Consider the following 16,358-nt stretch of genomic DNA (forward strand, 5'->3'; position numbering starts at 1 on the left):
CAATGGACTTTAACAGTAACCAGCCGATATACCTGCAGATCGCAGACCTTATCTGCGAAAAGATCCTGCTTGCTGTATGGCAGCCGGAGGAAAAGATCCCCAGTGTAAGGGAACTGGCCGTGCAACTATCGGTAAACCCCAACACCGTGGCCCGCAGCTATGATTTTTTAAGAAATCAGGAGATCATCACCGACAAAAGAGGGGTGGGCTATTTCATAAGCGCCAATGGAATGCAGCAGGCCAAACTATACCGGAGAAACCTGTTTATTGAACAGGAACTGCCGCTTTTGGCCAGAACGCTGCATATACTGGATATTACCCCCGAAGAACTGGATAAATTACTGATCAAATACAAACGAAAAATGCAATATGAAAAATAGTACAAAAGTCCTCCTGCTGATCCTGGTCCTGCTGTTTACCCTACCCGTATTATTTTACAAGGTGGTGCTGGATAAAGTAAAGACCGACCGGCCAGACATTTATAAAACATTGACCAAAAACAGACATTAACGCACAAATGTTTGCGCTGTGCCTCCGCGTTAATAGCTATGTGAATAGATCATCCGCCGCGTCTTTGCGTGAAATATACCAGCCGCCACAAAGCCACCAAGGCGCTAAGCAACACAAAGGCAGACTACTTTTTCTTCGTGCATCTTCGTGCCTTCCTGCCTTCGTGGCCAACGCTGAAGCCCCCCGCGCCTTTGCGTGAAATAAACCGACCAGCCGCCACAAAGACACCAAGGCACTAAGCAACACAAAGGCAGACTGTCTTTTCTTCGTGTCACTTCCTGTCTCCCCGCCTCCGTGGCCACCGCTGAAATCCGCCGCGTCTTTGCGTGAAACACACCGACCAGCCGCCACAAAGACACCAAGGCACTAAGCAACACAAAGGCAGACTGCCTTTTCTTCGTGCATCTTCGTGCCTTCCTGCCTTCGTGGCCAACGCTGAAGCCCCCGCGTCTTTGCTCCCCCGCGCCCTTGCGTGAAATACACCGGGCCGCCACAAAGACACCAGGGCTTAAAGAAACACAAACACCTGCAGCTCCTCCTTCGTGCTACTTCGTGTCTTCCTGCCTTCGTGGCCAATACACAAAATGGCTTAATTTTACCGCTATGATCCAGCAAGCAACACTGAAGTTTTTAGAAGCGCTCAAATACAATAATAATAAGCCCTGGTTTGATGCGCACCGTAAAGAATATGAAAATGCCCGCGAAGATTTTGCTGGCTTTGTTGATAGCCTGATCGCCGCATTTGGCAAAACAGAACCGTCCATCCTGCACCTGAAGGCAAAAGATTGCATGTTCCGCATCAACCGGGATGTACGTTTTTCCAAAAACAAAGAACCCTACAAATCCAACTTTGGCGCTTATATAAATGCCGAAGGGAAAAAGTCGGTAAAGGCTGGGTATTATTTTCATCTGGAGCCGGGAGGGAGTTTTACCGGTGGTGGCCTCTGGCAGCCCATGCCCGTAGAACTCGCCCGGATACGGCAGGAAATCGATTATAACCTGCCGGAGTTTGAAAAGATTCTTGAAACAAAAAAATTTAAGGATACTTATGGTAAGCTTTCAGTGGAAGAGGGTCAGGTGCTTTCGAGGGTGCCCAAAGGCTACGAGCCGGATAATCCTGCAGCGGCCTACCTGAAATTGAAAAGCTATACCGCATTAACCGGTCTCCCGGATACGCAACTGATAGCTAAATCCTTGCTGCCCACCACTGTAAAAGCCTTCCAGGTGCTGCAACCGCTCATCGCCTTCATTAACCGCGGCGTTGGTGAATAACAAACGATTATTAGGAGCCCGGCTATCCGGGCGCACGTAAACACATGATACTGTAAAAAAAGCCGCGGGTTAACCTATATTAAGCAATCTTTAAATTTCAAAATCGTAACTTTGCATTTCCTTTTTGTATTGTTATGAGTGATCCCATAAAACATGAATGCGGCCTGGCTTTTATACGGCTCCGCAAGCCTTTTTCTCATTACCTAAAACAGCATGGAACCGTAATGTGGGGGCTGAACAAGCTTTACCTGCTGATGGAGAAACAGCACAACCGCGGACAGGACGGAGCCGGCATCGCCAGTATTAAATTAAATGTGGAAGCGGGTTATCCGTTTTTGCACCGGATGCGCAGTGCCGAACCACAGGCCATCTCCGGATTGTTTAAAAATATTGCCGATGAAGTGGATGAGCTCTGCCGTTACAATCCCGATGCCCTGAAGCATCCGGGTCTTATGAAGGGCCATATCAAGTTCCTGGGTGAGCTGCTGCTGGGGCACCTGCGCTACGGCACACAGGGAAAAAACAACGCCGATTTCTGTCACCCTTTTATTAAAAGAAACACGGTTCCGGGTCGTAACCTGGCTCTTGCCGGCAATTTCAACCTGGTAAATACGAATGAACTCTTTGAGAAACTAAATATCGTTCCGGGAACTTTTCAAAAACAAAGCGACCTGGCCGCCATGATGGAGATTCTTCATCATTACCTCATTGAAGCCGACAAACAAAACCCGGGTAATGTAGATATCAAGAGCGTACTGCAGGAAGTGATCCCGATGTTTGACGGAGGATTTACCGTGGGCGGACTAACCGGCGAAGGCATTGGTTTTGTTTTCAGAGACCGGCATGGCATACGCCCCTGTTATTACTATATCGATGATGAAGTAATTGTGGCGGCCTCCGAACGTGCCGCCATCCGTACCACTTTTAACGTGGGTGAAAACGAAGTAAAGGAGCTGATGCCGGGTAATGCCCTTATGGTAAAACCAAACGGGGAGTACGAAGTAACCGAAGTGATTACCCCCGGAGAACGCAAAGCCTGTAGTTTTGAACGCATTTATTTTTCAAGAGGCAGTGACGAAAAGATCTATAAAGAGCGAAAAGCCCTGGGCTTAAACCTGAGCGAGCAGGTGCTGAACGCCATTGATTTTGATTTAAAAAACACTATTTTCTCCTATATCCCCAACACAGCAGAAGTAGCCTTCTTTGGCCTGCACAAAGGCATGCAGCTTTACCTGAACAAAATAAAAACCGAACGCATCCTGAGCTGGGGAAAAGACTTTGATGAAGAGAAGCTGAGTGAAATGATTAACCGCCGTATCCGGACGGATAAAATCGCCATCAAAGACGTAAAAATGCGCACATTTATTACGGAAGACGCCAGCCGTAATGAAATGGTACAGCACGTTTATGACATCACCTATGGTACAGTGCGCCCCGGTATTGACACCATTGTGGTCATCGATGATTCGATCGTAAGAGGCACCACGTTAAAAGAAAGTATTATCAAAATGCTTTCCCGGCTACAGCCTAAAAAGATCATTGTGGTTTCCTCCTGCCCGCAGATCCGCTACCCGGACTGCTATGGTATTGATATGAGCAAAATGGGCGATTTTATTGCGTTCAATGCCGCCGTAAATGTTTTAAAGGACAAGGGCGAGGAGTCGCTTTTGGATGAGCTGCTGCAAAAATGCAGGGAGCTGAAAGAACAAAACCTGCTGCATACCGAAAACGTGGTAAAACAGCTATACAAATCCAGTACGGTAGATGAGATTACCAACAAGATTGCAGAAATGATTACTCCTGCCGGTATCAACATCCCTGTACAGGTGATCTTCCAAAGCATCGAAGACCTGCATAAAGCCTGCCCGAACAACCTGGGCGATTGGTATTTTACCGGCGACTATCCCACAGAAGGCGGCAATCGCGTGGTAAACCAGGCATTCATGAATTACATGGAAGGAAAGAACGAACGCGGCTATTAAACTTGAAAGCCGGTACCTGAAATTTGCATTTATTTACTTAAACTTGTAATGAATTTTAAATTTCACAGGTGCATGAAAACATTGATCATCATTCGCCACGCCAAGGCGGAACAGGGTTTTGGAAAAGACATTGAGCGAAAATTGACCGACAGAGGCGAACGCAATGCAGCAAAAATGGCCGGCCGGCTTAAAGAAAAAGGATACCGGATCGATAAAATTTTTTCCAGCAACTCCGAGCGCACCATGCAGACAACCCGCATTTTTGCGGATGTGTTGGGCATTCCCGGTAACCATATTCGTTATTTTGAAAGCCTGTACCTGGCAGATGTACTGGGCATTACAGAAACCATCGAATGGCTAAAAGAAAATGAAAATATCCAAACGCTGGCCATCATCGGCCATAACCCCGGCGTCACCAATTTTGTAAATGATCTTACCCATGCGGGCATTGATAGCCTGCCCACCTGTGGTGTAGCCGTCATGGAAGTAGGCATGGACGACTGGAGTCATTTTGAAATGGCAAAAAAACAACTGGTGGAAACCTTTTCGCCGAAAGATTAACCCTTTCTCATTTTCGCGGATCAGCACCCATTTAAAAAGCCGGTGACGGCCTGCTCCAGGGCCGTTCCCCTATCGTGGCCGGGCAATATATAGTTGGCAAGGCCCGCTTCTTTGAGCAATGCCTCCAGGTTAAACGCTTCCTGAACGCAGACCACAGCATGTTGCCGGCCACTGTGCAGTTTCCCAAGGTATTCCTGCTCCGTTTGACCGGGCGTAGGTACCAATATCGATCTTGCGCCTATAGCTGCCAGGTCCATTACCGAGCTGTAACCGCTCCTGCATACGATATATGCAGCATCACACATCAGCCGGTTAAGCGCTTGCGCCGGAAGATGATCATAAACAAGCGCAGCACCCGCAGCAGGGAGTGCCGCTCCCCCCCCGTTTGGCAACCCTCTTACCAATACGGCGGCGCCTTTAAAGGACGCTAATTGCTCACATACCATTTTTTCAAAAATCGAACGTTGAGGCTCCGGGCCAGATAACAGGATCAATACTATTTCCTTTGTACCGGTACCGGGCAGCTGCAGCATCCGGGATAACGGACCAAGATACGTACAGGGCATCGCAGGCATGGCAGCCGGGTGCGAGAGAGCGCCGGCAAGACCGGGTGCATCCGGGTAATCCGGGATCCAACATTGGGAAAAACGTCCCATCCAACGGTAATTGATCCGTTGGGAAAGCGTTTCCATGATACTTCCCAGCGGGTTTTTTATACGTAACTGGTGCGTTATAAAAACGGTTGGAACACCGGCATGATGCAGCCCAAACCGGTTATCACTGATGACACCATCAATGCCATATTGTGATACCATATTGTCCAGCCACTGATGCTCGCTCCGGATGGCGCTTAAAATAGATGGCATCTGTTGAAGCATGTTTATCATAAACCGGCTTCTTTTTGCTGAATACCGCACATTATAACCCCTGAGGTGCAGAAAAGCAATTTGAGGGAACTCCTTTTCCAGCAACCGAAGTTGCACCCCGTTACCGGCTGCCGTAACGCGGGCCCCCTGTTTTAATAGTTCATAAATTATTGGTATGCACCTTGTTGTATGGCCCAATCCCCAGTCAAGCGGCGCTACTAATATGTGCTTTTTATAATGCTCCGGGGCCATGAATTTCCGCTTCTTTATCAATCCCCGCAATACAAAAATATTTTGCGCCGGATTGGAAAAAATCTTATTTTTATAAATGTGAATGTCACATTTTTTTTGAAGATGACAAAATGAACGATTATAGCCGCGATATTATTTTTCTCCTGAAGGAGGAGGAATGTACCCCTGAATATATCGACCAGGAAGTGCAGTTTGTCCATAAGGTAGTGGCTTATGCGGATACGGATGAAAATTTTTGTATCGCTCATGAGCTGGTTAGCCGCAGCTATATCACCAATAAAAAACGAAAGATCCTCCGGGCCATCAACAGAACCCATTTAAAAGCCTTTCACTTTTTGATCAATAAGAATTAACTGTTCTTCGGGACTGTTACTGTTCTTCAAGACTTAAAGTCTCGAGGAGCGAATTACAATGAATATTACAACCGGCATTGTATTGGTAAGCACTCCATTAATGGACGACCCTCGTTTTATGAAGGCCGTACTGCTTATAACCGAATACAATGAAAAAGGAGCTATGGGCTTTATGCTGAATAAGCCGTTCTTCGATACTTTAAGTCTCAAGGAACGAACCTTGAACGAGCTGGTAGAGTTCCGGCATTGTGCCCCATTTAAATTATATGAAGGCGGGCCGGTGGATCAGGAGCATCTCTTTTTTATACACCGCCGCCCGGATCTTATAGAAGACGGCGTACCGGTAGCGACCGCTGTTTACACCGGTGGAAACTTTAAACAGGCGTTGATGCATATCAACGGGGATCTCCGGCCCGATAAAGACCTGAAATTATTTATTGGTTATTGCGGATGGGATACCGGTGAACTTGAAGCAGAGATCAGTGAAGGGGCCTGGAAGATCATTCCCGGCTCCACGGGTCTTCTTTTTAGCCCAACAGAAGGACTCTGGGAGGCACTGTATACTAAAAATGTGCAGGCGCAATAATGAAGGCCTTTAACATTCAGGGGTGAATGAATCAGACGTGAATATTGAATTTGGAAGGAAGTGTTCGCTGCAAGATTGAAATCTTCTTTACTTCTATATTTTAAATTTCTACATCTTGATCTCTTCTTCTTCGCTGTTAAAAAACCGGTATTCTACCAGCTGGTAGGTACTGTTCTGCTCCAGCTTTATCTTTTGTCCAAATTTTTTATTCCACTTTGCAAGCCTGCTGTTAAACCAGAAGCCCTTGGTAAGGTAGGCGTAAACGATGGGGTTCACCACCAGCTTCAGATCTTTATGCTTATGGGTAATCAGATAATTCAGATTTTTTTCGATCTCGTCTTCAAGGATCAGGGAGGAAGCTATTTTTCCGGTACCGTTGCAGGTGGGGCAGGTTTCCTGGGTATTAATATTGACCTCCGGCCGCATCCGCTGCCGGGTAATCTGCATCAAACCAAATTTTGAAATAGGTAATACCGAATGCCTTGCCCGGTCCGCCTTCATAAACTCCTCCATCTTTTCATAGAGGGTCCGTTTATTATCGGCCTGTTTCATGTCGATAAAATCCACCACGATAATGCCGCCAATATCACGCAGCCGCAGTTGCCGCGATATTTCCTCGGCAGCTTCCAGGTTGGTGGCCAGGGCGTTTTGCTCCTGGTTATTGCTCACATTTTTGTAGCCGCTGTTTACGTCAATTACGTGCAGGGCCTCGGTATGTTCAATGATCAGGTAGGCGCCGCTGTTCAGGTTCACCGTTTTTCCAAAAGAAGCTTTTACCTGTTTGGTAATGCCAAATGAATCAAAGATGCCCCCGGGGCTTTGGTAAAGCGACACGATTTCCGCCTTCTCCGGCGCTATCTTCTGGATGTATTGCTTGGTTTCTGCGAAGATGCTTTTGGAGTTCACGATAATACGGTTAAAGTCTGCATTTAGCAGGTCCCGTAAAATACTGTTGGTTTTATTTTGCTCGCTGAGGATTTTGGCAGGCGCTACAGCTCCTTTCAGGTTCTGCTCAATGGTTTTCCAGGAGGTTACCAGGTTGGTCAGGTCCTCATACAGTTCCGCCGTATTTTTACCCTCAGCTGCTGTACGAACGATTACCCCAAAGTTTTTGGGCTTTACTGCTTCTACAATTTTCTGCAGGCGCTTGCGCTCTTCCGAGGAATGAATCTTTTTGGAAACCGCTACAATATTGTTGAAGGGGGTAATAACAATATACCGCCCGGGCAGTGAAAGTTCACAACTCAAACGGGGGCCCTTGGCTGCAATAGGCTCTTTCAGGATCTGCACAAGGATATGTGGCTTTCCGCTCAGCACTTCTGTGATCTTGCCGGTCTTAATAATCTCCGGCTCAATCTCAAATTTTGAAAAATCCATTGCCTGTTCGCCACCCTGGTTCATCGCCAGCTGTGTAAATTTAAGCAGCGATTTTACGTAAGGGCTCAGGTCTGTATAATGCAGGAATGCATCCTTCTCATATCCCAGGTCAATGAATGCAGCGTTTAAGCCGGGCATTAGTTTTTTTACCTTACCCAGGTAAAGATCGCCCACGGCAAAACGGGAATCCGTTTTTTCACTATGCAGCTCTACCAGTTTATTATCCTCAAGTAGGGCTATATCCACCCCGGCAGGAGTGGCATTAATAATAAGGTCTTTATTCATGAGAAACCACCATGAGTACTCATCTTGAAGTATTATAAAGAAACGGTTAGCAGAATAATGAAGGGCAAAATATTATTTATGGCAGCAAACAGGATGGGGTATGCTCACATCATTATTTCAAAACCGACCAATAACAAAGAAATAACAGGTAATTTCTATTAGCAACAGAATACTACCTGTTATTTTCAAATGTCTTAAAAGAAAAACGTATCCTACTTTCTTTTTTTATGACGATTCTTTCTCAGTCTTTTTTTACGTTTGTGTGTCGCAATTTTATGACGTTTTCTTTTTTTACCACAAGGCATACTCAATAAATTTTTTAAAATGAACTTTTGTTAAATATTTTTACTTTTTCAATGCTTCAATCCGCTTCTCCAGCTCTGTTCTGATATCCGCTCTTTGTACCAGCTTTACAGCTTTTGAGTACCACTGTACCGCCTGGTCTTTATCACCATCCTTTTCGTATATGTCTCCAAGCATTAAGATCGCCTGGATATTCTGAGGCTGCAGTTTCAGGACCGTTTCCAATCGCTCCTGCGCTTTCTGTTTCTGACCACTCATAAGGGAAGCCGTGGCCAGGGTCATCTGCGCATAAATATTGGTACTGTCTTTTTCTACAACAGCTCTGATTTTTCCTATTCCTTCCATCGGGGTGCCTATGCCCCCGTAAAGATACGTGGCCCCCAAACCCACCTGGGCCGAATCATTGGCCGGATTTACAGACAATGTCTTCTCAAACAAATCTTTTGCCTGCTCTGCCATCCAATGACGCGTTGACTCATTTTCTACCTGGGTCAGCTGGCTTAAAAAGATTTGGGCTGCAAAGTTGAGACTTTTTTCGGAATTTTCCAACCTGGCGGATTCCGCAGTAAACCAGGCATAGGGAATAAAGGATTTTGCAGTGTCTTTCCAGAAATGCGCCAACTGGTGGTATACTTCCAGTTTTTGCTTCTTTACATCCCCGCGGGTGATGCTTTGCTCCAGCAGATCGAGCCGCAATACCTGGTTGGCAGGAAGTTCTTTTTTTGATGTTGCCAGGACTGTATCAATGGAGAAACCGCCGGCGGCCCCTTCGTGATCATGATCTGCTGCCTTTGTTTCAGCAACAGGTTTAGAACCGGCCTTAGGTACGGTACGTCCAAAGGCCAGCAATAGCACTACTGCCACTGCTGCTACAACGATTGTTATTACCTGAGGTTTCTTCAACTGTCCTTAATTGGACGGCAAAGGTAACTGCAATCCGCTACAAAACGAAGTTTTTTTCAGTAATTCTAATCATCAGCATCTTCCCCGGGGCCATTGTCTGGTTTGGGCTCAACGAGTTTTTTTACCTCGGCAGTAAATTCCTTCGCAGGCTTAAACGCAGGAATGTAGTGCTCGGGGATGTGCACCGCCACATTCTTTTTGATATTCCGGCCGATCTTAGCAGCTCTCTTTTTTGTAATAAAACTGCCAAATCCCCTGATGTAGATATTCTCGCCCGAAGAAAGGGTGTCCTTAACTTCTTTGAACATCGTTTCCAAAGTAACAAGCACATCAACCTTTGGAATACCGGTTTTGTCTGAGATCTTATTGACTAAGTCTGCTTTTCGCATAATTCCTGATATTAAGATAGTTTAATGATTACTGTTACATAAAGTTACTGCAATAAATGTGCAAAACTTTAATAAATAGTTTACAATCAATTATTAATCCAAATTTTATAAAATTGAAAAATTTTATGGTAATTTACTAAATTTAATTGACAACAGCCACTATTTAATACATAAAAAATTGATCCATAATCTTTTTTCACGTTATTTAACGGAATGGAACCGAACTGGAAACAAAAGAAAAATGCCCTGGAAGGGAGTAAAAGACCCCTACAAGATCTGGTTGAGTGAAATTATATTGCAACAAACACGTGTAGATCAAGGACTAAAATATTATGAAAATTTTATTCATAATTTCCCGACGGTTCATGACCTGGCACAGGCCGATGAAAAAAAAGTATTTAAACTCTGGGAGGGTCTGGGCTATTATTCCCGGTGTAAAAACCTGATAATCACGGCCCGGAAAATCAGCGAAGAACACAATGGCCGCTTTCCGGACAGCTATGAGGCCATCCTGCAATTAAAAGGTATTGGCCCTTATACCGCAGCTGCCATTGCCTCCTTTGCCTTTAACCTGCCTCACGCAGTTATTGATGGCAATGTATTTCGTGTACTGGCGAGGGTTTTTGGTATCCGGGAACCCATTGATACCACCGTGGGAAAAAAAATAATTACCAGGCTGGCAGAGCAGCTGCTTGATAAGCAGGCTCCCGGCACCTATAACCAGGCCATTATGGACTTTGGCGCCACCGTTTGTATGCCCGCAAACCCCAACTGCAGACAATGCCCTTTCCAAAACCACTGTATTGCTTACAAAGAAGATCTGGTGACACTATTGCCGGTAAAAACAAAAAAGACCGCCGTACGTGCCCGTTACTTTTATTTTTTTCTACCGGTATACCGGGCCACCGTACCGGTAAGGGAACGGCTGGGCAAAGACATCTGGCAGCACTTGTATGAGTTTCCATTGATCGAAAAAACCACCCAAACGCCGCCCGGGGAAATCATGCAGGAAGCCGTCCGGAAAGGCTGGATCAAAAAAGACACTAAAACGGCAATAAGCCCGGTGTATACACAAAAGCTGAGCCATCAGCTTATACAATCCGTTTTTATTTCTTACCAGCTTAGGGAAAAGAGCGGCTGTTTTGAAGGCTACGGCTGGGAAAAAACAAGGGCGCTGAAAACACTGCCTTTTCCCCGTACCATTACGCAGCATCTCGACAATTTCTGAAATCCCCTGCTTAATTTTTTTTATCCGGTCAAAAAAATTAATTTTAGTTGGATTTTATCGGGAATACAGGGAATAAGTTGTAATTGCTGATACCGGTTTTTCAGCAATGCAGTGGCAGCTGTAAACAAAAAATAAGGAAAAATTTATATTATGAGAGGCGTTAATAGAGTTATGCTGATTGGAAATTTAGGAAAAGACCCGGACGTTCAGGTATTGGAGGGCAATATTGCCGTGGCAAAATTTCCGCTGGCTACCACAGAAACCTTTAAAGACCGCACCGGAAAACTAATCTCCCAAACCGAATGGCACACCGTTGTATTGTGGCGCGGACTTGCGGAGCTGGCGCAGAAGTTTCTGCGAAAGGCAAGCCTGGTTTATATTGAAGGACGGCTGCGCACCCGCAGTTGGGAAGACAAGGATGGAACCAAAAAGTATGTAACGGAAGTGGTAGGAGAAAACCTGATCATGCTTGACAAAAAAACGGAAGGGGTACCTTCGCCCGATGAGCACTCCGGCGGCACCAGTACTGAAGGATTTGATATACACTCCTTCTAAAATATTAAACCCGAACTTTGAGAACCCTATTTGTTTTTTCAGATGTAATACAGGGACAGTTGCCTGTTGGCATACAGAATGCAACATTATTGGTAGCCGCACTGGTAGTGCTGGTCATCATCTCCTTTTCTATTGCAGGTTCACAGGCTGCCATCTTTTCACTGGATGAAAAGGATATTGATGTATTAAAGACCAAACAGCAGCCCTCCGCAAAAAGGATCCTTAATTTGCTGGAGGAGCCCAAGGAAGTATTTACTTCCATGCTCATTGCAAAAACACTGGTGAACATCTGTACGATCGTTCTGGCCAATTATCTTATCAACTACTACGTACCGGCTGAATACCTGGATACCGTCTTGGGCATCTTCCTGAAGTTTGCCGTTATAGCCTTTGCCATTCTTTTTCTTGTTGAAATTTTCCCAAGGGTTTGGGCCACCCAGAACAACCTGCGTTTTGCATTTGAGTGGCCGGTGCTGATCATGATCGTTGAAGCTATTTATCTTTTGCTGAGGAGGATCAGCCGGTGGACGGTGGCCCTTGCCGATAGTTTTGGCCGCACAGTTGGAGCTAATAAAGTGGAGGAAACCAATATCCAGCAAATTGATGAAACCATCGATATCCAGACGGACGAAGTAACCCCGGAAGAAAAAAATATTATGAAGGGGATTGTGAAGTTTGGAAAAATATCGGTTAAAAAAGTTATGCGCAACCGGCTTTATGTAAGCGGTATAAAATACGATACTCCTTTTGAGGAACTGATCCGGCAGGTTGGAGAACTGCACTATTCCAGGCTGCCTGTGTACAAAAGCAGTCTGGATGAAATTGCCGGTGTTTTAAACATAAAGGACCTGGTGCCCTATCTGGATGACGGCACTCCCATTAAAGACTGGCATACCCGGATCCGGGCGCCTTACTTTGTGCCGGAGACCAAGCTGATTGAGGACCTGCTGCTGGATTTTCAGAAAAGGCGTATTCATTTTGCAGTAGTAGTAGACGAGTTTGGGGGAACCAGCGGTATTGTTACAATGGAAGACATCATCGAAGAAGTAGTAGGCGAAGTAAAGGATGAGTTTGACGATGAAGATCTGCTGATCAACAAGATTGATGATAACAATTATATTTTTGAGGGGCGCACCATGCTGCACGATATGTGCAAAGCGCTAAAACTACCCATCGAAACCTTTGATGAGGTACGGGGCGATAGCGAATCCCTTGGAGGGCTGATCAATGAACTATCGGGAGAGCTTACCCGTGCCGGTGATGTGGTGCAGACCGGCGACTTTGAATTTACAGTAATGGAAACGGAAAAAAACCGGGTCAAGACCGCAAAAGTGACTATTAACCGGGATATTGGCAGCAAGTAAAATCGTCCATAAAAACAGTGGGGGTGGTTATTTTCCGGCCCGATATGAACCATGGGAACACAAATTTACCGAAGCATAGAATCTTTTAATGGAATCCGCGAAAAAAAACCGGCTGTGTCCGTAAAATAATTGCTGCACCCGGCCGGGGCGCTTAATTTTGCAAAAAAACTGAAGTGATCGTTATTGATAATAAACTCATCAGCGATGATGTGATTGAGAAGCAATTTGTATGCGACCTGTCCAAATGCAAGGGTGGCTGCTGCGAAGACGGCGATGCCGGCGCTCCGCTTGAAGAAGACGAACTGAAGCAGGTAAACCAATACTATGAAGTGGTGAAGCCTTACCTTCCGGAAGCCGCTATTGCTGAGATTGAAAAAAAAGGCAAGTACGTTTATGATGATGAGTTTGGCTGGGTAACGCCTACCCTTCCCAGCGACAATGAGATTTGCGTATATGCCTTCCGCGAGGCGGGCGGACTGATCAAATGTGCCTTTGAACAGGCCTATAACGAAGGAAAGATCCCCTGGAAAAAACCGATTAGCTGTCACCTGTATCCCATCATCGCCTATAGAGGAAAACACGGCGATTATGAGCGGTTAAATTACGAGCCGCGCAAAAAAATGTGCAGCCCCGCATGCAAGCTGGGCAAATCATTGCAGGTGCCCGTATATAAATTCCTGAAAGAGCCCATCACCCGCAAATACGGACAGGAATTTTATGAAGTACTGGACCAGATCGCCACAAAAAATGATGATCCCACAGCAGAATAAGTCACAAGTATGTTGAACGAAGATGCTTTACATATACAAAACCTGGGGTATGCCTATAAGCGCGTGGCACAGCCGGTGATCCGGCAGCTGGGCCTGGTGGTAAAGGAAGGCAGCCGGTTTGGCTTGTTTGGCCCCAACGGCGCGGGCAAAACCACCCTCATGAGTTTAATGACCGGTCTGCTCCCTTATGCACAGGGCTCTATACAGCTGTTTGGAAAAGAAATAAAAAATAACGGCCGCTTTGTTAAAAATACGATCGGGTTTGTGCCCCAGGATTTTTCTTTTTATGAAGAGCTTACACCCGCAGAAAACCTGGAGTTCTTTGGCGCCTGGTATGGGCTTAACAGCCGGCAGATTGGCGAAGCCACAACAACCCTGCTAAAAGTAATGGGGCTACATCATGTAGCCGATAAGCCCCTTAAAGAGTTCTCGGGCGGAATGAAACGAAGAGTCAATCTTGCCATTGGGGTTATGAACAATCCCCGCGTGTTGTTCCTGGATGAACCCACCGTGGGTGTGGATGTACAATCGCGCAATGCCATCATCGGTTATCTTAAAGAAATCAACCGGAACGGAACCACTCTTATTTATACCTCGCATCAGTTAAAAGAAGCGGAAGACCTCTGTACCGAAGTAGCCCTCATCGATGGGGGCTCTATCATCAGTCAGGGCACACTGGATGAACTGAAGCAGCAGCATGGACAGGACGGACTGGAAGGGTTGTTCCTTCAGCTTACAGGAAGAGCATACAGAGATTAAGCCTCAACAGCGTGTCCTTCATGTCTTCGGCCTGCCGTTTTGTTTCACTGTCCGTTAACCATGAACACGCCTTTCAAACAGCATGATAGTAACGGGAAAGTTCGGCACGGCTCATTATTTAATGGCTGGAATGCTTTTTTTGGCATAGTTATTTATGTACCTTTATATCAGGACCCGAATTTTAAACCTAAAAGTCAACATATTATGAATAAGCTCATTACAGGTTTTGCCCTTGGCCTCATTGTTGGTGTTTTATACGCCCCGGATAAAGGAACGGCTACCCGAAGGCGTATTGCCGATAAAGGAAACGATCTTAAAGATCAGTTTGCTGATTTTATCGATAGTGTTGCCAATCGCTTTGAGGACCATACCGATGATTTGGAAGAATATGTGCATGAAGAAGCACAGAATCTGAAGGCCGAAAACGTCTAATCGCAAATAGCTTTTGAAGGGAGGCTGTCTTGAAAAAGAGCGGCCTCTTTTATTTTAAAGCCATTGGCCACAAAGTCACTAAGGCTCTAAGACGCACGAAGAAAACGGATGCACAACATTTTTTGTAATCCTTTTTTAACGCAAAGGACGCAACGAATCCGCAATGCCCGCAACGGCAGGCTACTGTTAAATAGCTTTGCGAGCCTCGCGTATTCCTGGCGAACCTTGCGGTTTAAGCCATTCCAAAAGAAGTTTGTAAGAATGTTATACCCCAAGAAAACTCGTACCAATTCTTAATTCGTCCTTTGTGTTTCTTTGAGTCTTTGCGCCTTCGTGGCGATGAGTCTTCCTTAAATAAAATCCATCATACTATACCGGGCTTTCAGGATCCGGGAAGAGTCCGCTGACAGCCATTTTTCAAGTATGGTGGCATAAACACTCTTGAAATCAACATTGTATTTCAGGTCGCCCTGGTTCAGATCTTCAAGATCAGGCATAGCATTTAAGATCCCCTTTCGTTTTAACCCGCCGCTGATCAGGAACATGTTATTGGCCGTACCATGGTCTGTTCCATTGCTGGCGTTCTGCGCCACGCGTCTTCCAAATTCCGAAAAGGTGAACAACAGTACGTCTTCCATCCGGCCATTCTTTTTCAAGTCATCTGTAAAAGACTTAATGGCTTCACTCATTTGGGTGAACAGCCTTCCCTGCTGTGCATCCTGACCTACGTGCGTATCAAAACTCCCCAGCGAAATATAATAGACCTTTGTGTTGATATCAGAAAAAATAAGCGATGCAATCGTTTTTAGCCCGCTGCCCAAATCAGTATTGGGGTAGCTGCCTGATGAGGGATGCAGCCGGCTTTGCTTAAAGATATAATCGGCGGAAGACAAGGTCTCTGACAGGGTCTTATACAGGTAATCGACCGGTTTTTCATCATGATGGTCATCGCCGTAATTTTTATTGATATCCCGGAAATATTTTTCATTGGAAGTACCAAAAAGGCGGCGCGGATCTTTTACCGCCAGCGCATTATTCTGCTCCCCTTTTAGTGCCAGGCTCAATACGTCATCCACTTCAAGGGCCTGTGTAGGTTTATCACAGCCATGGCATTGTGCATCCAGGTAACGGCCAATCCAGCCATTGTTCCAGTACTCGCTGCTTTGGCTGGCAGAATGCCAGATATCCATGCTCCTGAAATGTGAACGATCGGGGTTAGGGTATCCTACATTGTTCAGGATGGCCATATTACCCTCGTCATACAAAGCTTTTAATGCAGACAGGGAAGGGTGCAACGCCACTTCATCTGTAAGTGAAAGGGCCTTGTTCTTCTGTACGCCCAAACCCGGTCGCAGTTTGTAATAAATATCATTGCGCACCGGTATTACAGTATTTAAACCATCATTGCCACCGCTCAATTGCAGCACCACCACTACTTTGTTACCGGCGGGCACCGCGGCGTTACTTTCCAACGCCTTTAAAAACTTGGGCATCATCAATGACGCTGTAGCCAGGGAACCCAACTGTATGAACTCTTTCCGTTTGATGAATAAACCGGGACTTGCCGTTTTTTTATTGAAGAAGGATGCGCTCTTTTTGTTCATAACATTC

Annotated in this window: 18 protein-coding genes; 13 read left to right on the forward strand and 5 right to left on the reverse strand. The window is 45.8% G+C overall.

The window, feature by feature from the left end:
- Positions 1 to 2: 2 nt before the first annotated feature.
- The 5 genes from GGU45_RS06180 to GGU45_RS06200 all read left to right on the forward strand — a co-directional run bounded on the left by GGU45_RS06180 (position 3) and on the right by GGU45_RS06200 (position 4,325).
- Positions 3 to 380 (forward strand): GntR family transcriptional regulator, encoded by a 378-nt coding sequence (locus GGU45_RS06180; RefSeq protein WP_435222981.1) that lies wholly within the window; start codon positions 3 to 5, stop codon positions 378 to 380.
- Positions 370 to 510 carry a hypothetical protein gene (locus GGU45_RS06185; RefSeq protein ID WP_435222984.1) on the forward strand — a complete coding sequence of 47 codons (141 nt, stop codon included), beginning with the start codon at positions 370 to 372 and terminating at the stop codon, positions 508 to 510. The genes GGU45_RS06180 and GGU45_RS06185 overlap by 11 nt, the downstream gene beginning before the upstream one ends.
- Before the next feature lie 603 nt (positions 511 to 1,113).
- Positions 1,114 to 1,782, forward strand: a complete 669-nt coding sequence (locus GGU45_RS06190; RefSeq protein WP_435222985.1) for a DUF2461 domain-containing protein — start codon at positions 1,114 to 1,116, stop codon at positions 1,780 to 1,782.
- A 134-nt stretch (positions 1,783 to 1,916) separates the two neighbouring features.
- Positions 1,917 to 3,764: an amidophosphoribosyltransferase gene (locus GGU45_RS06195; RefSeq protein WP_435222987.1), complete on the forward strand. Its 1,848-nt coding sequence runs from the start codon at positions 1,917 to 1,919 to the stop codon at positions 3,762 to 3,764.
- 72 nt (positions 3,765 to 3,836) lie between these two features.
- Entirely contained in the window at positions 3,837 to 4,325 is a 489-nt protein-coding gene (locus GGU45_RS06200) for a SixA phosphatase family protein (RefSeq protein ID WP_435222989.1), read from the forward strand.
- A gap of 20 nt (positions 4,326 to 4,345) precedes the next feature.
- On the opposite strand, the gene GGU45_RS06205 is transcribed toward GGU45_RS06200, so the two are convergent.
- Positions 4,346 to 5,191: a glycosyltransferase gene (locus GGU45_RS06205; RefSeq protein WP_435222991.1), complete on the reverse strand. Its 846-nt coding sequence runs from the start codon at positions 5,189 to 5,191 to the stop codon at positions 4,346 to 4,348.
- Between the two features lie 362 nt (positions 5,192 to 5,553).
- Here GGU45_RS06205 and GGU45_RS06210 point away from each other — a divergent pair, with 362 nt between their 5' ends.
- Together GGU45_RS06210 and GGU45_RS06215 are read left to right on the forward strand one after the other, a co-directional pair.
- Positions 5,554 to 5,796: a hypothetical protein gene (locus GGU45_RS06210; RefSeq protein WP_435222993.1), complete on the forward strand. Its 243-nt coding sequence runs from the start codon at positions 5,554 to 5,556 to the stop codon at positions 5,794 to 5,796.
- A gap of 58 nt (positions 5,797 to 5,854) precedes the next feature.
- Positions 5,855 to 6,382 carry a YqgE/AlgH family protein gene (locus GGU45_RS06215; protein ID WP_435222995.1) on the forward strand — a complete coding sequence of 176 codons (528 nt, stop codon included), beginning with the start codon at positions 5,855 to 5,857 and terminating at the stop codon, positions 6,380 to 6,382.
- A gap of 108 nt (positions 6,383 to 6,490) precedes the next feature.
- Here the strand turns inward: GGU45_RS06215 and GGU45_RS06220 are convergent, their stop codons facing one another.
- The 3 genes from GGU45_RS06220 to GGU45_RS06230 all read right to left on the reverse strand — a co-directional run bounded on the left by GGU45_RS06220 (position 6,491) and on the right by GGU45_RS06230 (position 9,639).
- Positions 6,491 to 8,044, reverse strand: a complete 1,554-nt coding sequence (locus tag GGU45_RS06220; protein ID WP_435222997.1) for an Rne/Rng family ribonuclease — start codon at positions 8,042 to 8,044, stop codon at positions 6,491 to 6,493.
- A 345-nt stretch (positions 8,045 to 8,389) separates the two neighbouring features.
- The gene (locus GGU45_RS06225) at positions 8,390 to 9,250 is read right to left on the reverse strand and encodes a tetratricopeptide repeat protein (RefSeq protein WP_435222999.1); all 861 of its coding nucleotides are present in this window, start codon (positions 9,248 to 9,250) and stop codon (positions 8,390 to 8,392) included.
- 65 nt (positions 9,251 to 9,315) lie between these two features.
- On the reverse strand, positions 9,316 to 9,639 hold the full coding sequence (locus GGU45_RS06230) for an HU family DNA-binding protein (protein ID WP_435223001.1): 324 nt from the start codon (positions 9,637 to 9,639) through the stop codon (positions 9,316 to 9,318).
- Between the two features lie 178 nt (positions 9,640 to 9,817).
- Here GGU45_RS06230 and mutY point away from each other — a divergent pair, with 178 nt between their 5' ends.
- From mutY to GGU45_RS06260, 6 genes are all read left to right on the forward strand, one after another.
- A complete protein-coding gene (gene mutY / locus GGU45_RS06235; protein ID WP_435223003.1) occupies positions 9,818 to 10,867 on the forward strand; it encodes an A/G-specific adenine glycosylase in 1,050 nt (349 codons plus the stop codon).
- A gap of 150 nt (positions 10,868 to 11,017) precedes the next feature.
- Positions 11,018 to 11,422 (forward strand): single-stranded DNA-binding protein, encoded by a 405-nt coding sequence (locus GGU45_RS06240; protein ID WP_435223005.1) that lies wholly within the window; start codon positions 11,018 to 11,020, stop codon positions 11,420 to 11,422.
- Between the two features lie 17 nt (positions 11,423 to 11,439).
- Complete coding sequence (gldE, locus tag GGU45_RS06245; protein ID WP_435223006.1) at positions 11,440 to 12,786, forward strand: gliding motility-associated protein GldE; 1,347 nt, start codon at positions 11,440 to 11,442, stop codon at positions 12,784 to 12,786.
- Positions 12,787 to 12,959: 173 nt separating this feature from the next.
- Positions 12,960 to 13,556, forward strand: coding sequence for a DUF3109 family protein (locus GGU45_RS06250; RefSeq protein WP_435223008.1), 597 nt, complete (start codon positions 12,960 to 12,962; stop codon positions 13,554 to 13,556).
- Positions 13,557 to 13,565: 9 nt separating this feature from the next.
- On the forward strand, positions 13,566 to 14,315 hold the full coding sequence (locus GGU45_RS06255) for an ABC transporter ATP-binding protein (RefSeq protein WP_435223010.1): 750 nt from the start codon (positions 13,566 to 13,568) through the stop codon (positions 14,313 to 14,315).
- Positions 14,316 to 14,519: 204 nt separating this feature from the next.
- Positions 14,520 to 14,747 carry a YtxH domain-containing protein gene (locus GGU45_RS06260; RefSeq protein WP_435223012.1) on the forward strand — a complete coding sequence of 76 codons (228 nt, stop codon included), beginning with the start codon at positions 14,520 to 14,522 and terminating at the stop codon, positions 14,745 to 14,747.
- 350 nt (positions 14,748 to 15,097) lie between these two features.
- On the opposite strand, the gene GGU45_RS06265 is transcribed toward GGU45_RS06260, so the two are convergent.
- A complete protein-coding gene (locus tag GGU45_RS06265; RefSeq protein WP_435223014.1) occupies positions 15,098 to 16,351 on the reverse strand; it encodes a DUF1501 domain-containing protein in 1,254 nt (417 codons plus the stop codon).
- Positions 16,352 to 16,358 lie beyond the last annotated feature (7 nt).

It is taken from the genome of Niabella hirudinis (assembly GCF_051201075.1).
Taxonomy (GTDB): Bacteria; Bacteroidota; Bacteroidia; order Chitinophagales; family Chitinophagaceae; genus Niabella; species Niabella hirudinis.